Source organism: Vibrio genomosp. F10 str. ZF-129, from assembly GCF_000287055.2.
Lineage (GTDB): Bacteria > Pseudomonadota > Gammaproteobacteria > Enterobacterales > Vibrionaceae > Vibrio.
The window spans coordinates 126,533-145,967 of record NZ_AJYQ02000127.1 but is presented as its reverse complement, the minus strand read 5'-3'; the positions used below and the strand labels follow the sequence as shown (position 1 = coordinate 145,967).

17 protein-coding genes are annotated in these 19,435 nt (G+C 42.6%); 6 read left to right on the top strand and 11 right to left on the bottom strand.

Translation table 11 applies throughout. The annotated features are described in order from the left end of the window. The 8 genes from traF to A1QO_RS17265 all read right to left on the bottom strand — a co-directional run bounded on the left by traF (position 1) and on the right by A1QO_RS17265 (position 8,302). Complete coding sequence (gene traF / locus A1QO_RS17300; protein WP_017033587.1) at positions 1-1,212, bottom strand: conjugal transfer protein TraF; 1,212 nt, start codon at positions 1,210-1,212, stop codon at positions 1-3. A gap of 59 nt (positions 1,213-1,271) precedes the next feature. Continuing rightward, a complete protein-coding gene (locus A1QO_RS17295) occupies positions 1,272-2,144 on the bottom strand; it encodes a DUF2861 family protein (protein ID WP_017033588.1) in 873 nt (290 codons plus the stop codon). After that, positions 2,144-2,803, bottom strand: a complete 660-nt coding sequence (gene vxrB / locus A1QO_RS17290) for a response regulator transcription factor VxrB (protein WP_017033589.1) — start codon at positions 2,801-2,803, stop codon at positions 2,144-2,146. Before vxrB ends, A1QO_RS17295 begins: the two co-directional genes overlap by 1 nt. Further along, on the bottom strand, positions 2,778-4,232 hold the full coding sequence (gene vxrA / locus A1QO_RS17285; RefSeq protein WP_017041419.1) for a sensor histidine kinase VxrA: 1,455 nt from the start codon (positions 4,230-4,232) through the stop codon (positions 2,778-2,780). Before vxrA ends, vxrB begins: the two co-directional genes overlap by 26 nt. A gap of 156 nt (positions 4,233-4,388) precedes the next feature. Then, positions 4,389-5,786: a Re/Si-specific NAD(P)(+) transhydrogenase subunit beta gene (pntB, locus tag A1QO_RS17280; protein ID WP_017037973.1), complete on the bottom strand. Its 1,398-nt coding sequence runs from the start codon at positions 5,784-5,786 to the stop codon at positions 4,389-4,391. Positions 5,787-5,798: 12 nt separating this feature from the next. Next, positions 5,799-7,352 carry a Re/Si-specific NAD(P)(+) transhydrogenase subunit alpha gene (locus A1QO_RS17275; protein ID WP_017033592.1) on the bottom strand — a complete coding sequence of 518 codons (1,554 nt, stop codon included), beginning with the start codon at positions 7,350-7,352 and terminating at the stop codon, positions 5,799-5,801. A 286-nt stretch (positions 7,353-7,638) separates the two neighbouring features. Beyond that, positions 7,639-7,923 (bottom strand): HlyU family transcriptional regulator, encoded by a 285-nt coding sequence (locus A1QO_RS17270; RefSeq protein WP_017039869.1) that lies wholly within the window; start codon positions 7,921-7,923, stop codon positions 7,639-7,641. Between the two features lie 13 nt (positions 7,924-7,936). Further along, a complete protein-coding gene (locus A1QO_RS17265) occupies positions 7,937-8,302 on the bottom strand; it encodes a late competence development ComFB family protein (protein WP_017033594.1) in 366 nt (121 codons plus the stop codon). A 234-nt stretch (positions 8,303-8,536) separates the two neighbouring features. Between A1QO_RS17265 and A1QO_RS17260 the strand changes: the two genes are divergently transcribed. Continuing rightward, complete coding sequence (locus A1QO_RS17260) at positions 8,537-9,769, top strand: GGDEF domain-containing protein (protein WP_026026612.1); 1,233 nt, start codon at positions 8,537-8,539, stop codon at positions 9,767-9,769. Positions 9,770-9,798: 29 nt separating this feature from the next. On the opposite strand, the gene A1QO_RS17255 is transcribed toward A1QO_RS17260, so the two are convergent. Next, the gene (locus A1QO_RS17255) at positions 9,799-10,791 is read right to left on the bottom strand and encodes a Solitary outer membrane autotransporter beta-barrel domain (RefSeq protein ID WP_017033597.1); all 993 of its coding nucleotides are present in this window, start codon (positions 10,789-10,791) and stop codon (positions 9,799-9,801) included. A gap of 113 nt (positions 10,792-10,904) precedes the next feature. After that, entirely contained in the window at positions 10,905-11,870 is a 966-nt protein-coding gene (locus tag A1QO_RS17250) for a GGDEF domain-containing response regulator (RefSeq protein ID WP_017039870.1), read from the bottom strand. 134 nt (positions 11,871-12,004) lie between these two features. Here A1QO_RS17250 and A1QO_RS17245 point away from each other — a divergent pair, with 134 nt between their 5' ends. After that, a complete protein-coding gene (locus tag A1QO_RS17245; protein ID WP_017033599.1) occupies positions 12,005-12,445 on the top strand; it encodes a DUF3069 domain-containing protein in 441 nt (146 codons plus the stop codon). Between the two features lie 95 nt (positions 12,446-12,540). On the opposite strand, the gene A1QO_RS17240 is transcribed toward A1QO_RS17245, so the two are convergent. Beyond that, complete coding sequence (locus tag A1QO_RS17240; RefSeq protein WP_026027071.1) at positions 12,541-14,001, bottom strand: cobyric acid synthase; 1,461 nt, start codon at positions 13,999-14,001, stop codon at positions 12,541-12,543. Between the two features lie 166 nt (positions 14,002-14,167). On the opposite strand from A1QO_RS17240, the gene A1QO_RS17235 reads away from it, so the two are divergent. From A1QO_RS17235 to A1QO_RS17220, 4 genes are all read left to right on the top strand, one after another. Next, positions 14,168-14,536, top strand: a complete 369-nt coding sequence (locus A1QO_RS17235; protein WP_017033601.1) for a YgiW/YdeI family stress tolerance OB fold protein — start codon at positions 14,168-14,170, stop codon at positions 14,534-14,536. A 107-nt stretch (positions 14,537-14,643) separates the two neighbouring features. Further along, positions 14,644-15,168 (top strand): hypothetical protein, encoded by a 525-nt coding sequence (locus tag A1QO_RS17230; RefSeq protein WP_017033602.1) that lies wholly within the window; start codon positions 14,644-14,646, stop codon positions 15,166-15,168. Between the two features lie 233 nt (positions 15,169-15,401). Continuing rightward, on the top strand, positions 15,402-17,303 hold the full coding sequence (locus tag A1QO_RS17225) for a sensor domain-containing diguanylate cyclase (RefSeq protein WP_017039871.1): 1,902 nt from the start codon (positions 15,402-15,404) through the stop codon (positions 17,301-17,303). 330 nt (positions 17,304-17,633) lie between these two features. Continuing rightward, a complete protein-coding gene (locus A1QO_RS17220) occupies positions 17,634-19,382 on the top strand; it encodes a formate--tetrahydrofolate ligase (protein ID WP_017039872.1) in 1,749 nt (582 codons plus the stop codon). The last annotated feature ends 53 nt before the right edge of the window (positions 19,383-19,435 follow it).

Below are 19,435 nucleotides of genomic sequence, written 5' to 3'. Positions count from 1 at the left end.
TTAGTAGCTACCAAGGAAGTTTAAGTAAACACCCATCGAATTTTCATTGGTATAGCTTGCACCGATATCCATTTGAAATAAGTTGAGTGGGGATATACCGATACCAGCCGTCACCGTGTCGTCACTATCCTCATACGCAAGATTACGCTTGTACCCTGCCCTGAGTTTTAATTGACGCATAATATCAATTTCGCCCCCTACCCTTAACCACTGAGTATTATCGTCGAATCCGGTGAAACGTTCGTCTTCGTTCAAATCATAATCAACACTAATGGTAGCGTAATCGCCAACAAGACCTGCACCAACGGTGTACTGAGGTCGCATTTGATACGCATAGCTCAACGTTTCCGCAGGCCTAACTTGTGTCGGATCTATCTGAGAGGTAACCGCTCTCTTTGTTAGCTCTTTAGTCTGAATGTCTCTTGATACTAGATTAGTTGCTGTAAAACCTACTCTAAGTGGCCCATGGAACCAAAGAAAACCAGCGTCCATGTTAAACATTGTTTCGCTGGTACCATTATCTGCGATATCCGCAATGTCATAATTATCCAGATCGGCTGAATATACATAAGTATAGATTCTTTGTAGTTTAGGGCTAATACCGAATGCTATATGCTGACCTAAGAACGTTTGATACTTGGCAAGAGAGATACCAACTTCTCCAACTCCTATTCCTACTGCATTGACAGCACTTAGCTCTGCATTAATTGCCGTGTTGATATCAGCTTGCGGTAGTGCCGAATTAGCTTGAGTATATATATCAGGCGAGGCAAAAGACTCGGTATAAGCTTTAGCAAAGACATTAGCAGCGATGTACTGATTAGGAATAGCAAAAGCAACGACGCCACCTAGCTCTAACTTAGCTTGGTCACCGTTCAAACTTTCAAGACTTGATTGAAGCTCGGCTATATTGGAATAATCACCAGAGCTCGCTTCGTTGATAAGCCCAGCGACCCGATCAAGATCATCAACCATGTTGTCTTCGTCACTATAAGACAAGCCTATGCTTGGGATGAGCATTCCGACGTCATCGTTTCTGCGATAGATTGCTGTTAATGCAGGGTTATAAAATGGAGCGGTGAGAAAGTTTGCCGAAACAACCCCTACACCACCCATCGCATCACCACGAGCTTCGATTGCATAATTGGCGGCACTCGCAGAGGCACTGGCAAGAGCGATAGACAAAGTCAAAAATCTAAGATTATTTTTCATAATATTATAAACTGTTATTCCCTTAGGGTTTATAACGACTTATTGTCTATGAACTTTAACTATTCCTCTACAGAAACATCATATGTTTTACTGATTATTTGAGATTGTTCGATTAATACAGGGCCTTGCCACCTTTGATTCGTCATCGATACCGCCAGTACATATCTTTCTGGTTCGATGCTTCTAGGTTCGAATGACGTAGGAAAGTCAGATTCATAGCTTCGACTCCAAACTTCATTATAGCTACCATCAACATAATCGTAGAGAGCCACCGTCAATTCGGGAAGCGGGCAGTTTTCATTAAGTAGCGCATTTTTCTCTATGGTCCATTGATCTTTAGATTGCCATCTAACGACCTGTTTCGCTTTAGTGTGAACAAAGACGATCCATGAGCTCCAGGTTTCTTGATCGACTGCGGTCACATCCAGTCGATATAATCCTGGTGGAATTTGGCTATTAAGGTTGTAACGTTTTTGGTAGACCTTTTTTTTATCAGAGTTAGATTCTGTCGACGCAAATTCACTGTCTGTTGAGATAGGTTTATCAACCCAACGGTTAAATGCGATATTCTCTATTTCTTTCTTTGATTCAATAGAGACCGTGACATTGTACATGTCTCGACCTGGGCTCTGAATATTAGTTCTACGTACCGATGCAGATGCTAACCACTCGGGTAGTCGTTTGTTATCGAGCCCTTTACCACAATCAACGTCAAGTGAGTGGATAAGCAGCTGATTCAAATGTTCTTCAATAGAGGTACTTGAATTCTGTTGATGTACCTTAACGATTGAACCAAACATGGCATCGAGATCATCTTCTAGCAAATACTGATGGGCTTGCGTTAACGAGGTGTTCTCCTCAAACCAACCCACATCACTCGCCGCCAGAGGAAAGCAAACTGCCAATAAAGAAACAAGCGGTAAAGGCTTCATCACGCTTTCATCTTGTAGCCAACACCACGTAGGGTTTCAATTTCTAGCCCTGATAGCTTTTGACGAAGTTGCAGCACGTGCGTATCAACGGTTCTTGTTGTAGGAAAGTGGTTGTAACCCCAAACATGATCGAGCAACTCATCTCTTGTAAATACTCGACCTAGGTTACTTGCTAAGAAAAGTAACAGATCGAATTCGGTACGAGTTAAGGTAATGGAGTCGCCATGATAAAAAACTTCTCTCGTTGCTTTATCGATCGTTAAATTCGGCGTAGTGACTTTTGAATCATCAACCTCTTCTGATTCAGGCAGCCTAAGTTGGGCACGAATACGAGCAAACAGCTCTGCTTCTGCAAATGGCTTAGTGAGGTAATCATTAGCCCCCGAATCCAAGCCTGCAACTTTATCTTTGATCGTCACAAGCGCGGTTAATAATATGACAGGTACATCTTTAAGCTTCTTCCAGCTCTGAAGGTGCTCTACGGAATCACCATCTGGTAATTGGCGATCTAAAATGACGAGATCGACCTTTTCCCAATGCTGCGCCACGCTAGCAATTGTCTCTGCATGTAAACATTCATATCCTGCTTGCTCAAGGCTTACTAATAAACCGTCAGCTAAGTTCTTATCATCTTCAACGAGTAGCAGTGTCTGTTTCACAGGGGATCTCCAAAATAAAAGTAGTAGGTGGCCCAACGAGTGTCATCTTTCCACCCATTCGACTGACCATAGATTCAACAATTGTGAGGCCCAATCCCAGGCCTGACTTGCTTACAAACGGTTTTCTTAAGCTGCGCCAATCTCGGTATGAAAGTTCACCTTGATCAATCACTTTGATCGTTAGGCGATCCGCAGCAGTCGTCACATCAATCAGTATTGGGGTGACGCCATATTTAAGTGCGTTACGTATTAAATTATCAATGCAGTTACTTAGCCAGTAAACATTCAGTTTAGCGGCGATGTCTTGATTAATTGCGAATTGAATCTCGCCTTTAAATTCATCCGATACTTTATACTCTAACCATTCTGATACTGATGGTACCCATTCTGTGTTTAGGGGTTTGTTATCGGATTGTAAATAATCTTTACTTGCTTCGGCTAATTGCCGTAATCTTCGTGAATCTTCACACAGTCGTCTAAACTCATCGTATACACTTTCAGGCAAATGCTCAAATTCTCGCCTAAATCCTTCCACTGTTAGTGACAAGCTCGCGATAGGCGTTCTCAGCTCATGCGTCAGTATCTGAAGGACTAACATTCGGCTTTTCATTTCTTGTCGCTTGGAATTCCAGCGATAAGCCGACCACCCGGCAACAAGTAAGATATTCACGAAAACCAGTGCTATCATTGAAATACGGAGGACATCGGAATGATCTTCTATATCCCAACACATATTCCCCCGCTGCACAAAACATGTCGAACTGTCACTAGACAGCGAAAAACTCAGTTCAGCTTTACTGACATTCGATTGCCAGTAATTGGCACCAAAAATGTAGTATATGTCTCCCTGTTTTAGCCACAGTTCCTCTTTCTCGATAAACATTTTTGCACCACTGATAAGCGCGGTGATACTGTCTTGGTCCATACGCTGCAACCGGCCTAGTAAGGTACCAGGAGGTGATAATGGCCTTTCTTGAATGTGCATGAACATTTCTAACAATTGCTTAGTGTCCGGGTATTTTGCAACCCAGCGATACGCGTAAGAACCGCCACCAGGATGGATAAGACCACTACGAGCAAACCAACGAACTGAAAGATTGGTTTCTTTACATATTGCTCTTGTGAACACTAACGGTTCGGTGATGAGTGGGCTAAGGGGAAGTTTACCCGTACAAGATTGAGATAATCGATACAGTCGCTGAATATCTTGTAGTGGATATTGTGCCGTTCTGGGAAGTAAGGAATCTGGCGTGATTAGCTTTGTCGGATACTCAGCCTGAATAACTCGGATATCATAAGAAGTTATGGCATCTTCGAAGTTAAAGTAACTGATGAAGTTATCTATTCTCTCAGGCAGTGAATTGGCAAGTACATTAATCGACGTAAATGCTGAAATGAGAACCAAGAATTGGAATGCGCGTTTAATCAAATTAGATAATCGAAAGTATTTACGTTTAAGAACTATAAAACATTCTTACATAAATATACATATCGATTGTAATATCAACGTCAAGAATGAAAACAAAAAACCAGCTTAATGAGTTCACCCCATTAAAGCTGGCTTTATGATTAGAACATCAAAATACTATAGTGCTTTAGAAATCGCATCCACGCTTTCTTTTGCATCTCCAAATAACATTTGAGTATTTTCTTTAAAGAACAGTGGGTTTTGTACACCAGCATAGCCAGGATTCATAGAACGTTTAAATACTATAACATTCTGAGCGTTCCAAACTTCTAATACTGGCATCCCCGCGATTGGGCTTGATGGATCATCAAGCGCGGCTGGGTTTACCGTGTCGTTTGCACCTATAACAAGAACCGTATCCGTTGAGCTCAAGTCATCGTTGATTTCGTCCATTTCAAGCACGATATCATAAGGAACTTTCGCTTCAGCCAGTAGTACGTTCATGTGACCCGGTAGACGCCCCGCAACAGGGTGAATAGCAAAACGTACATTCACACCTAAAGCACGCAGCTTTTCTGTTATTTCATACACAGGGTACTGAGCCTGGGCAACCGCCATTCCGTAACCTGGAGTGATAACCACAGAAGAAGAGTTTTTCAGCATGTCAGCCACATCTTCAGCGTTAATTTCACGGTGTTCGCCGTAATCTTCATCGCTGTTGCTTGAACTGACTTCTTGCCCAAAACCACCCGCAATAACGCTAATAAACGATCGATTCATTGCTTTACACATAATGTAAGACAGAATCGCACCTGACGAGCCTACCAATGCACCAGTCACAATAAGAAGATCGTTGGCTAGCATGAAACCTGCTGCCGCGGCTGCCCAACCTGAATATGAATTCAGCATTGAAACAACAACCGGCATGTCTGCTCCACCAATGGAAGCGACTAAATGACAACCAAAAGCGAACGCAATCAATGTCATCAGCAGTAATGCAAACATACTACCATCAGCTTTCACGAAGTAGATCATTAGCAGTAAAGACGCGACGATAGCGAGTAGGTTTAGTTTATGCTTGTGTGGAAGGTTCAGCGCCGACGAGTCAATGACTCCACGTAACTTTCCGAACGCAACCAAAGAGCCTGTAAAAGTGACCGCTCCGATAAACACACCGAGGAAGACTTCAACTAAGTGAATGACATGCTCAGCATGAATATCCGCTGGGTCGATTGAGATAACCGCAGGCGGATCGATGTAGCTGTTAAAGCCAACCAATACTGCTGCCATACCTACAAAGCTGTGCAGTATCGCGACGAGCTCTGGCATCTCCGTCATTTCTACTTTCTTAGCGTAATGAATACCGATGGCCCCACCGATAACCATAGCGAGAAGTATCCAAGCAAGCCCTTCTGTATTTGGACCAAAAATGGTGGCAACCAAAGCAATTGCCATACCGGTAATACCGTAGTAATTACCTGCACGAGCCGATTCTTGCTTAGAAAGACCAGCAAGGCTCATGATGAAAAAGATTGCAGCAACAATATAAGCCGCTTGTACTAATCCTGCAGACATTTGGTACTCCCTTTAGTCTTTACGAAACATTTCAAGCATACGTTTAGTAACGGTAAAGCCACCAAAAATATTGATACTTGCAATGAGTACGGCGATAAACGATAAGAAAGTTACAACGCCACTTCCTTGACCAATTTGTAATAACGCACCAACAACGATGATGCCTGAAATCGCATTTGTGACTGACATTAACGGCGTATGTAGCGAATGAGAGACATTCCAAACCACGTAGTATCCGACTATACAAGCAAGAATGAATACGGTGAAATGCGCAAGGAAAGCTGCAGGGGCAACAGAAGCGACCCAACCAAAAGCCGCAAGACCAATGCCCAATCCAATCACCTTCTTAATGGGTGACGTCGGTTCTTCAACTTTCACTTCCGCTTTAGCTGCCTGTTTTTGTTGTACTTGAGGCTGAGCTGAAACTTGAATCGGTGGTGCAGGCCAAGTCACTTCGCCTTCTTTAATGACAGTAACGCCACGGAGTACAACATCTTCAAAATCGATGTTGATGGTGCCGTCTTTTTCTTTACACAACAGTTTCAGTAAGTTGACGATATTCGTCGCGTACAGTTGAGAAGATTGCGTCGGCAGGCGGCCCACCATATCGGTATAGCCTACAACCTTAACGCCGTTAGCTGTCGTTACGACTTGGTCTGCAACGGTGTACTCACAGTTCCCGCCATTAGCCGCAGCGAGATCGACAATCACCGATCCTGCTTTCATGCTATCAACCATTTCTTTGGTGATCAGCTTTGGTGCAGGCCTACCAGGAATAAGCGCCGTGGTGATGATGATATCAACATCTTTAGCCTGGGCCGCATACAGCTCTTCTGCTTTCTTGTTGAATTCATCAGACATTTCTTTTGCATAGCCGTCGCCAGCACTGGTGTCTTCTTCGAAGTCAACTTCTAAGAAATCAGCACCCATTGATTGCACTTGTTCTTTTACTTCAGGGCGCACATCAAATGCTCGAACAATCGCTCCTAGGCTACCCGCGGCGCCAATAGCCGCCAAACCTGCGACCCCTGCACCAGCAACAAGCACTTTAGCAGGCGGAACTTTACCCGCTGCAGTGATTTGCCCGGTAAAGAATCGACCAAACTGGTGTGCCGCTTCAACGACAGCGCGATACCCCGCGATATTGGCCATTGATGACAATGCATCGAGAGCTTGTGCTCTGGATATACGTGGTACAGCATCCATCGCCATCACATTAATGTTTCTGCTTGAAAGCTGTTCCATTAATTGAGGGTTTTGTGCCGGCCAGATAAAGCTTATTAAGCTTGCGCCATCTTTAAACTGTGAAATTTCGTCGATGCTGGTCTCTGCGTCGACAATCGGCGCATTGACTTTCAGGATAAGGTCGGCTTGCCAAACATCATCTTTAGACGTCACTTTTGCGCCAGCTTGTTCATAAGCAGAATCATCAAAACTGGCTAAACTGCCTGCTCCGGTTTCGATCGAGACCTCAAAACCAAGTTTAATCAACTGCTCTACCGATTTCGGTGATGCAGCGACTCGCGTTTCTCCCGCGAGAATTTCTTTAGGTACACCAATTTGCATAGTTTGTCCTTGACTATTGGCACAATGATTAAGATCTTTTATCTAACGACTGATGCAGTTGCAAGCGTTTTGTAATAAAAATACTAAAAACACTACATCAGACCAAAATATTTCATTAATACTGCGACTAATGGTGAAAAAAAACAACAACCCCATCAGTAAGCAGAGGTCCTACCAGATAAATAAAAGACCATAGTAAACAGGGATTTATGTGAATTAAAAAAAGAGTCGTAAGCATAACGGCTTACGACTCGGATATTTATGATTTTTGTCAAATTGATAACAGCTAAGAAAAAATGTTATCGCCCATTTGGTCAATGAACATTTGCGACTTCTTAAGCATCAATTCGTTTGCATCTTCTTTGTTAGACAATACATCAGAGCGAATAAATCGATGTGACTGAACTTCATCATTAATTTGTTTAGTAATTCGCCCTGCAATTCGATACTGTCCCGATTCAGCAAGGGGTTCTTGATAGATCAAAAAACCCTTATACTCGATTGGTGTCACCTCTTTCGCAACACCTTCATTAGATTTTCCAAAACCAAACAGACGAGAAAATAGTCCCACTTATTAAAACCTCTTATTTTTTACTTTGGATGAGTGGCTTTTCGAACCACTCCAATTCAACATCATCGTCAAACCGTGGTGAGCTAAACATCACGGGCACATCATCAACTCTTGCTTGGCGACGATCTTGTAAGATCATAGAAACAGCATTGACGATTGCTGTCTCTGTGTACTCTTTCAACACAATAAGCCTTGCTTCCGGAAGTGCGGAAAGAAAATCGATATCATGCCGTATATAAACTGGCCTTAACTGACTCAGTGCCAAGCAAGCTATATCGGCCAATTGTTCATGGTCAAAATTATCGGTATATTCGTCATTGCTAAGCACATGTCCAACTAAAGTTTCCATGTAATTATGAACATCAACACTGATCTGCATTCTTAACTCCTCAGTCAAACACATATGATCTTACAATTTGATTCTTATAGAAATAACTTAGCTTAACCACCGAACAACAACAAGTTTTAGGCCATGAAGATGATACAATAATACGATGTAAATTAACCTAATGCCCATAAGTCTAGCAAAAAGCTTGGCAAATCAATAAATCACAGTATCCTAGTACGGTCTTTTGAAGAAATTCAACATTAACTATCGGTATCCTGCTTTATAATGTCTCCATCCATCGTCGCGTCAAATTGGTTTAGGGTCTCTTTCCCTCTTTTTATTATTGCTGCATTGTGGCTCGGCATGACTAACGTTATCACCGTTACTCAGGGCAATCTTGATATCGCGGTGAATTTACCCATTGTTCTGTTTCTTGCTGCGTTAATCTTAGGCCACAGCTTTAACCAAAGTCGCTGCGCGATGGTCGCGATTACGATGCTGTTAAGCTATTGGATTATCCAGCATCGACTTCAATCTTCTTTAAGTACGGGGACAACTTTACTTGAGTTGTCTTTATTAGCCTTCTTACTGCCCGTAGCCTCGCTTCTTACCTACGCATTTAAAGACTCCAACCTGACCAGCAAAAGCTTTATCGTTTTTGTCTTTATCAATATCATGCTTCTCGCTTGGTCTTATTTAACAATTACGCATTTTGGTATCGACAGTATAGGCTACTTTCGCGAAGGCCTGCTGTTTGCTATTCCACAAATCTCTAGTCTTCCTTTTGTTCTCGTACTGTATCTTTGTGCATTAACCGGTATCACGGCGATTCTGGTGCTCAAAAACAACCGTATTGCTGACGTTGTTTCTTACTCTTCCATCATTACGGCCAGCGTGACATTCATTTGTTTTGATATCCCCTACATTTCTAGCACTATGTTCAGTTTAGCTGGGCTACTGCTGTTAATTTACCTCATATCAGCCAGTCATGAGCTCGCATTTAACGATGGGCTAACGGGCATTCCCGGCCGACACGCTCTTGAGTCTGACCTAAAGCAATTAGGCCGAAAGTACAGCATTGCCATGCTAGACGTTGACCATTTCAAAGCGTTCAATGACACTTACGGCCATGACACTGGCGACGATGTTCTAAAGCTTGTCGCGGCTCGTTTATCGCTGATAGGTGGAAAAGCAAAAGTCTATCGATACGGTGGTGAAGAATTTACAGCGGTCTTTAAAGGGCGGTATGCACAAGACGTTCTGGAATATTTAGAGCGAGTACGCGAAGACATTGCTAACTATGAAATGGCTTTAAGAGATGTGGCGAGTCGACCAAAGAATAAGAAAATGGGCGCCACTCAACGTGGAAAGAATCAAAGCTCAGAAACGGTCAATATCACGATTAGTATTGGTGTAGCTGATTCGTCGTCTGAGAGAAAACCGCAGAATGTGATTAAGCAAGCCGACAAAGCGCTCTATAAAGCCAAGCAAACCGGAAGAAATAAAGTGTCTTGTTAATTCGAACACGCTTTAGCTGTAGTTAATCGCTAGTCTTGGTTAAAAAACAACACGATACTTCCGCCCTTCAAGGCACTGCCGTAATTAAAATTCAGACCGATACCTACGTTATCAACCCACGCCATATCAAACGGCGGCGTCATTAACCATCCGATAGAAGCCTCATAGTAATAATCAGTCCCTAACGGTTGTTTGATATCAGAACCCAGGTCGATACGACGAAAACTGCTGTATACAGACTGGACTGCCTTACCCCATCGGTCAAAGTTGTAGATAGATTGGATGCCATTTGCAACGTACCAGCCTTCTGTGTTGCCAATTTGGCCTTGATTTGCTTCTCCCCATCCGTGTCCATAAAAATAGTGCCAGTTAGAATACACTGTCCAACTTCCCCATGGCTTGTCATGTTCATATTTAAAGCTAACCGTTGGCTCATAAATCAGTGACCAAGCCGACGTATTAACATATCGCCCATCAAGTATTTCTTTGACTGCAACCAACTTGTCACTTCTATACTCGAAACTATTTTTATATTGCATCAAGTGAACAGCAAACGACGGCTCTATACTCCATTGAGCAGTGACATAATACTGGTATTGATAGCCTACATAACCAGCAATCATTCGATCTTTATTTATGTCTGAGGTAGTCACTCCATCAATTGTAATGTTCTTTTCAGACACTAAACCTGACAAACGAAACATCAAAGATTGCTTATGCTTATCTTCTTGGTTGGAGAGCTCTAACGTATAAGGGAGGGTTGTTACCTGAATCCGATTTCGAAGACTGATCGACTCCTCAGTACCGATATCTTCATTGCCTAAATGAAACAAATCGTTTGGGTCAAAATCGTGAATACCAAAAGTAAACACGTCACTGTCCATCAAAATAACCGCTGCGGCAAAGTTCTGCTCTAATTGACCTCTATAGGCCTCACTAATACTTTGCGATGCGAGTACGGGGTTTGCAAATGACATAGCCAAGGGGATAGCCAACGGCACAGCTAAACGGAAACTACTCAATATATCGCCTTCAAATGTCCCTAATGAATATGCATCATAATGACGTATTTACGCCATTATAATCAACATCTATTCATCTCTATGAAGCTCACAACCGACGAAAATCATGCTAGCTATTCGCCAGTAGGATCCGCTAAAACATAGGTATTACGCCCCTGATGTTTCGCAGCGTAAAGCGCTTCATCTGCCTTCGAATAAATATCATTGATGGACTCGTGCCCATTGGGTACCGTTGTATAGATGCCCTGTGAAACAGTCACAACACCAAAGTCATCGTTATACTCATGAGGGTAAGCCAGTTCCGACAGTGCGTTTTTTATCCGCTTTGCAGCATTTAACGCCTTGTCTTGCCCTGTATGACTAAGCAGTATGGCAAACTCTTCTCCACCATATCGGCCAACATACTCAGCACTCCGAGAAAACAGTTCTTTGGTCAACGTTGCAATCGCTATTAAACATTTATCACCTTGAATATGGCCATAATTATCATTAAATAACTTGAAGCGATCGACATCGATAAGTATCAGTGTTAACGGGAACTTATGACGACCATGCCAACTGATCATATCCTGCAATTTTCCATCGATAAAGCGGCGATTGTACAGTGAGGTTAATCCATCTTCATTGACTTGATGCTGCAGTGCCTGGTTGAGTTCTTGCAGTTTAATTGATGCGCGCTTTAATTCTCGTCTCATCTGAGCTATACGCTGCATTGCTATAAGCTTTGAGTTTAAAACAAGCTTATCGACAGGCTTAATTAAGTAGTCATCACCACCCGCATCGATGGCTTTGGCTATCATACTGGGTTCTTCATGGCTGCTTAAAAAGATGATCGGTATCCAATCTGGATATAAACGTCGAATTTCCTGAGACAACTCAAAACCATTCATCTCAGGCATTGTAATATCGAGCAAAATCAATTCTGGATCGAACTTTAAATAGATTGATAACGCTTCTTTTCCACTCGATACTGCTTCAACATGGTGACCCAGTTGTTTAAGACGAATTGCCAGTTGCATTCGATCCATCTGAACGTCATCAACAAGGAGTATTCGCATTGAGGAGCCATTAATTGTCATATATTCTCCCTAAAAAAGCGTTAATTAGTTTTATAGCACTTCAAATCAAATGTTTCACTAGTTATTTAAGTCTAGCTTATTGACTTTTTACCATAAGTTTTTAGCATAACCTTTTTACCCTAAGAGATATTGTCATGACTGACGAAAAACAAACAGAACAGCCAAAAGTGGATTTAGCAACGGTTTCAGCAGAACTCAAACAGGTCATTGAATTTGACCAAGTTCCTGAAGCGATGCACTTTATGGTAACGTCGATTCATGAAGTTTCTGAAGAAGCCGTTAGAGAAGCATGGAACTCTTTACCGGCAAGTGCGCAAAACGTTCTCGATAATTTTGAACAATTCCACGCGTTAATTTCTGTAAGCCAAGCATTTGCGGGCGTTAATGTTATGGAAGAGTTTCCAACATTAGATTTACCGAAAGACATGACAGACGAAGATAAAGAAGAGTACCGCACCCAATTACTTGATCAAGTCCTACATAACTGCGTTAAAGACATGGTAAAACAAATTAAGAAAGCTCGCCGAGATGCGATTCTAAAGAAGGATTTTAGAGAAGTGTTTATTAAACAATAATCTTTCATCTTTTGATTTGGCCGCGTTCTTTTAAATACCGCGGCTTTTTTGTGCGTTATTTTTATCGATTAAGCGAGCTCTGGTGCATACCGTACTTAGTTAAGATCAGGCCATAAAACATTGAGGTCTACATTATCCTCAATTGCATCCGCGATACGGTTAATGGCTGATTCGTTCCTTGCAATATGATCAACTGGCTCAATATCAGACACTCCAACCCAATTAAATATCAACGACGTCACCTCTGGTCCATTAAATATGCCATGCAAGTATGTGCCGAAGATTTGATTGCATGAAGAGACCATCCCATCCCACGATCCGTTATTCAGTTGTATAGGTTGTCTCCCTGTCACTTCAGTTTGACCTACATGTATTTCGTACCCACTAACGGGTTGCTCCTCACCATTTAAGGTCATCACACCGGTTACATTAGTCAGCGTCTTTTGTTGGGTTAACTGGGTATTAATCGGCAATAGTGATAACCCATCACTTTCACCCGCTTTCCCCTCAACACCGAATGGATCACTGATGGTTTCCCCGAGTATTTGATAACCACCACAAATGCCAATCACTTTGCCACCAAGGCGGATATGACGCTTAATATCATTATCCCACCCCTGACTTTTCAAATATTCAAGATCACTTCTTACCGATTTTGTGCCAGGAATGATAATAAGGTCAGCGCCCGTCAAGCGCTCGCCTTTACCGACATAACGGAGATTTACATCAGGATTCAACCTCAATGCATCGAAATCAGTATGGTTACTTATTCTCGTTAACACCGGCACTATCACATTCAGTTTAGTGCTGCTTCCTTGAACCTGAGCTGTGTTAATGGCATCTTCGGCCTCTAGGTTGAAACCATGTAAATACGGCAATACCCCCAATACCGGTTTTTTTGTTTTCTCTTCTAACCAATCCAAGCCAGATTGCAACAGTGCAATATCTCCTCGAAAACGGTTAATCACAAAGCCTTTCACTCGGTTTTGTTCACTTTTTGACAGTAGGGCTAGTGTGCCGTAGAGGTGAGCAAACACGCCACCCCGGTCAATATCAGCGACAATGATAACTGGAATATCCGCTTCTTCAGCAAACCCCATATTGGCGATATCATTTTCACGTAAATTAACCTCAGCCGGGCTGCCAGCCCCTTCGATAACGATGCTCTGATATTGGTCCGACAAACGGCCATAGGAATCCATTACCGTATTCATCGCAACCGCTTTGTAATCGTGATAACCAATCGCATCCATATCATCTATGGCTTTACCTTGCAGTATGACCTGCGCGCCCGTATCCGAGCAGGGCTTAAGCAGCACAGGGTTCATATGTACACTCGGTTTTATGTTACAAGCTTGAGCTTGAACGGCTTGAGCCCTTCCTATTTCACCACCTTCTTCGGTCACCGCGCTATTTAGTGCCATGTTCTGTGGCTTGAATGGCGCAACCGAGATACCGCGTCTTGCCAATACACGGCATAACCCTGCCACCAGCACACTTTTACCCGCATCCGATGTGGTGCCTTGTACCATTATGGATTCTAACGTTGTTTTCATATTGTCTTTAAAGTTAAGTCATTTCTTTCATAATAACGGTTAGCGCTACGATTACTCAATAGAATGAATCGATTATGAATGCCACACTCAGACAGTGTTCAGTCAGACTGTCGTTAAATAAACTCGATGACACAGTGTCTCACTATGAATTAATCGAGGGAATATTATGAACAAGCATCTCATGGTCGGTACTATCGCAGGTACACTCGCTTTAACATCGTTACCTAGCTTCGCACACAGTAAAGAGAAAGGACCCATCCACTATTCAGGGCCAGTAGAAATTACGACCATAAAGGCAATAAACGCCAACACAAAAACATTTTCTGATAACGATGTCATCGTTGAAGGCACTCTGACAAAGCAACTGGCTGCCGACCAATTTATGTTTAATGATGGAACAGGTGAAATACTCATCGATCTTGACGATATCAACATTCAAAGCCCAATCGATCAGACAACACGAGTTCGACTCTTTGGCGAATACGAAGGCGGGGCGAAGCCTGAGATAGAAGTGGATCATTTAATCCTTCTATAATCTAAACGACTAAACAACGTATTTTCAGATATTTATGGCCTGTTTATTGCAGGCTTTTTCCGTATCGTCAAAAAATCATCTGCATATTCTATGACTACGGAGCAGTTATGTTAAAAACACTTTCAAAAATTAGCCTTGTTGCGCTTACTTTTGTTTTGTCCCCTTTTGTGCAAGCGAACAATTTCAGTTACAACTACTTCGAATTTAGAAGTGGTTTCGGACCACAGACCATTGGTGGTGAAGTCAGCATGATGTTAATGGAAAATGCGCACTTTGTGGGTCGAGTAGATTCACGGTTTGATAACGATTGGGACGCTGCTGTTGGCGTCGGTTTTAACGGACCAATCGGAGCGTTTGCAGACATTTACGGTCAAATACTGCTCCATCATGTGAACTTTGTTGATAGCTCAAGCTCTAGTTCAGAATTCCAACCAGAGTTTAATCTAGGGGGCCGTGTTTGGTTAGCCAATCAAATCGAAGTATTAGGACGAATTGGTTTACACGATGAACGTTCTGTTTTTCATGCCGGGGTTAATTTTCATTCCACTGAAGCGCTTGTTCTTTTTGCTGGCGCACGGAATGACGGGGTTTACGGGCCTCAATTTTCAATTGCCGCGCGTTTTAATTACTAGTCAGGCTCAAAACCGGCACCCGGACAATAAAAATAGACACTCTAGGCATTGATTAGATTATGACGAAGCTCTGTTTAATTAATGCCGTTTCATTCCATTACTCGCCATTTCAAAGTTACACATCACAAAAACCTATAATACCCCTTTTGCATATAATGTAATATGCGTATCAAATCACAAAACTATTACCCCGCTTAGTTATCATGGCGTTATGTTCGTGATGACTTGTGACTATGACCGTTAAACCCACGTTTTCAATACTTCAATTTTTTCTTATCTTTATCATTTTGAGTATGGTGCCTACCCTGTTCTTTATCAGTGAATGGCAACGTATCGAACAACGATCCCTGTCTCTCGTAGAGCAAGAAACGAGTGCTCAGTTGGAGTTTAGTCAACGTTCATTGCAATCGACTATTTTAGATATTGAAGCCACGATCGAACTTCTTTCAAGTAATAGCTTGTTGTACTCCGCCGTGCTTGAAAACAACCAAAGTAATTATGATGCCGTGGAAGATCTTTGGATCTTGATTGCGCGTTCTAAAGGCTACTTTTCTAAATTGCGATTTCTGAGCAATACGGGGCAAGAGCAAATTCGTGTTAACAGCGTGGCTAACTATGTCGAAGTTGTTTCTGACGAGTTTTTACAAAATAAAGCGCACCGTGACTATTTCAAGTACGCAACAACCCTTAAACCCAACCAATCTGGCCGCTTTGGTATTGATGTTGAATACGATAACCATAAGATTGTCACTCCTATTACTCCTGCTTTGCGAATAATCATACCCGTTGATATTAACTTTAAACGTTATGGTTATTTTGTCGCCAATCTAGATTTCAATGCGATCTATGAATCTCTCAATTATGGTTCTGATATTCAATCCAAACCAGACCTAATAAACGCCAATGGATTCTATCTACAAAGCCAAACATTTAGCCAGATTCTTGGGGACGTTATTGCGGAACATAATGAATTTAACCTCAATCAACTGCTACCAAAAGTTTGGGAAAGTGCCCAGTCTGGCGAGGAAGGCAATGTATTTGATGCGGGATCATGGTGGTCATACGCCAAAGTAAACGTTTCAAAAGACATATTAGGTGAAGACCTATACCTTGTGCTCAATGTACCTAGTCAAAAAGTCAATCAACAAATTGAGAATGAATACAAGCAAATCTCATTTCTCGCCATTGCTGTTTACATCATTACCCTGCTACTCTCTTGCGGTTTTTGTGCTTGGAATGTACGCCATAAAAAGCACTCGATTGAGAGCCAAATTGCCAGAGTCGCGATGGATGGTATGTCAGCGGTTCTCATCTCTGACAAAAATAACCGTATCCTTTCCGTCAACAAGGAATTCACACGCTTAAGTGGCTATACCCTAGAAGAGGTCAAAGGCAAGAGCCCTTCTATTTTTACATCCGGCAAGCACCAACAAGAATTTTATATGCAAATGTGGAAACAGTTGTTAGCGGATGGAATGTGGGAAGGTGAAGTCACGAATAAACGCAAAGATGGCTCTCTTATTACTGAAATTCTCAGAATCCAAACGGTCACGGACAGTGAAGGGAAGGTAATCTTCTACGTGGGTTCATTCGTCGATATCACCCAACGTAAGATACTTGAAAACCGTCTCAGAGATCTTAGTGAAAAAGACGCCCTCAGTGGCCTTTGGAATCGACGTAAGTTTGATAAGCAAATCCGCAGAGAAGCAAGACGATCTCGCCGCTACCCAGACAAGTATCAATCTTGCATCGCGATCATTGATATCGACAATTTCAAGCGGATCAACGACAAACTCGGCCATGCTGAAGGCGACAAAGTCATCAAGTCTGTATCGAGTATCATTTTAGATCAGATTAGAGAAACCGATTTCCTTGCTCGAATAGGTGGGGAAGAGTTTGGGCTAATCATGCCACACACACCTCTTGCAGAGGCAGAGGTTGTACTAAACAGGCTAAGAACAGCTATTTACCTGCACCATGAGCATTCTGTCTCGGTCAGTGGAGGAGTCAGCAACGTTGATTCGAGTATCGAAAACTCTTATCAACGCGCAGACATCGCATTATATGAAGCGAAAAGCTCAGGTAAAAACTGCATTTCAATGATGACGAGCCAAGAAGCGCACGAAATTGCTTAGTGTTTTAGACGCGCAGTAGCCTATCATTAATGACGCACAATCAGTCTCAACATTTGTTTACAGTAATGCAACGATCAAACAGTTAATTTACACCAATAACTTATTCTTCAGACTCCATTCGGTTTCAATTTCCGCTTAATAATAGATGCCGCTAATCAATTCCGTTCACCACTAACGCTTTCTTGATAAATACATCGATAACCCTAAATAATCCCTGATATAATCACAACATATGATTAGGTAAGATAGCACTTTACAAAGCACATATTAACGCTATTATCGTCACGCAAACGTTTACCACGCTTTAATTACTCCCTGCATGAGGATTTTATGCTGTCTGATATCGAAATTTGTCGCCATTCTGAACTCCAACCAATCACGACGGTAGCCGCCTCAATGGGGCTCCTAGAAGACGAGTTTCAATCCCTGGGTAAATACAAAGCAAAAGTTTCCCTTTCAAGCTTAAAACGACTAAACAATTCTGCCTCTGGTAAGCTTGTTGTCGTGACCGCAATCACTCCAACCCCACTCGGTGAAGGTAAGACAGTCACAACGATCGGTCTCTCTCAAGGGTTGAAGCAACTGAACCGATCGGTAGTCGCTTGTATTCGTCAGCCCTCGATGGGGCCTGTCTTTGGCGTTAAAGGTGGCGCTGCTGGTGGCGGTTATTCTCAAGTTGCCCCTATGGATGAACTCAATCTTCACCTCACTGGTGACATTCATGCGGTTACTGCCGCGCACAACCTCGCTGCTGCTGCCATAGATGCGCGTATCTATCATGAACAACGTAATGGCTATAATGACTTTGAGAGCCGTACAGGGCTAAAAGCGTTAAAAGTTGATTCTAAAAATGTGGTTTGGAAACGCGTTCTAGACCATAACGATCGAGCGTTGCGTATGGTGACCGTAGGGATCAACGAAACCAACAAAACCATCAACGGGTTCGAACGTGAAGATGGGTTCGATATCTCTGCAGCTTCAGAGTTAATGGCGATTCTTGCGTTAGCTTCGAGCCTCAGCGATTTGCGATCCCGTATCGGCCGAGTTGTTGTCGCTTACAATATTTATGGTGACCCTGTCACAACTGAGGATTTACAAGTCGCTGGTGCTATGGCAGTAAGCATGAAGGATGCAATAGAGCCGACTCTAATGCAGACATTGGAGGGGGTTCCTACCCTTATCCATGCAGGCCCTTTTGCGAATATCGCGCATGGTAACTCATCCATTATCGCAGACAACATTGCCAGCAAGCTAGCCGAATTCACGGTAACTGAAGGCGGTTTCGGTTCAGATATGGGCTTTGAAAAAGCATGCAATATCAAAGCACAAGAATCCGGCAAGGCCCCTGACTGCGCAGTTATCGTCGCGACATTGAGAGGGTTAAAAGCCAATTCAGGTCATTATGATTTAAAGCCAGGTCAGTCAATTCCAGACTCTATTTTCAATGCCGATCCAGAAGCTCTTATTGCCGGGTTTGAAAATCTCAAGTGGCATATTAACAACGTCAATAAATATGGTGTTCCTGCTGTTGTTGCTATTAATCGCTTCCCGCAAGATTGTGAGCGGGAATTGCTGCAACTGAAAGAGATGATTGAATTGCTGCCAAATAATGTTGAAGTAGAGATCAGCGAAGGCTTTTCTGACGGTGGTAAAGGTACCGTGGCACTGGCACAAAAAGTAATTAAACAGTGTGATACTTCAGTAACGTTTACTCCCCTGTATACTCTTGACCAAACACTAGAAGAAAAACTCATGGCCGTAGCTGAATGTGGCTATGGTGCGAAAGGCATCACCATGAGCTATAAAGCGACCCAGCAACTAGCGCAGTTTAAAAAAGACGGTTACGATAACCTAGCAGTGTGTTTGGCTAAGTCTCCACTGTCCATCTCTACCGATGGTTCGGTGAAAGGTGCTCCAGTTGGTTTCGATGTCCCTATCCGTGAACTAAAATTATGTGCAGGTGCAGGGTTTGTTTATGCTTTGTGTGGCAACGTAATGACGATGCCAGGATTACCAGACAAACCGGCATTTATGAACTTAGACTTAGACGCCGACGGTAACATTATAGGCTTGAGCTAACGTTATACCGATCACAGTACATAAGCGTCTCTTTTTGAATCTCTGGTTACTGT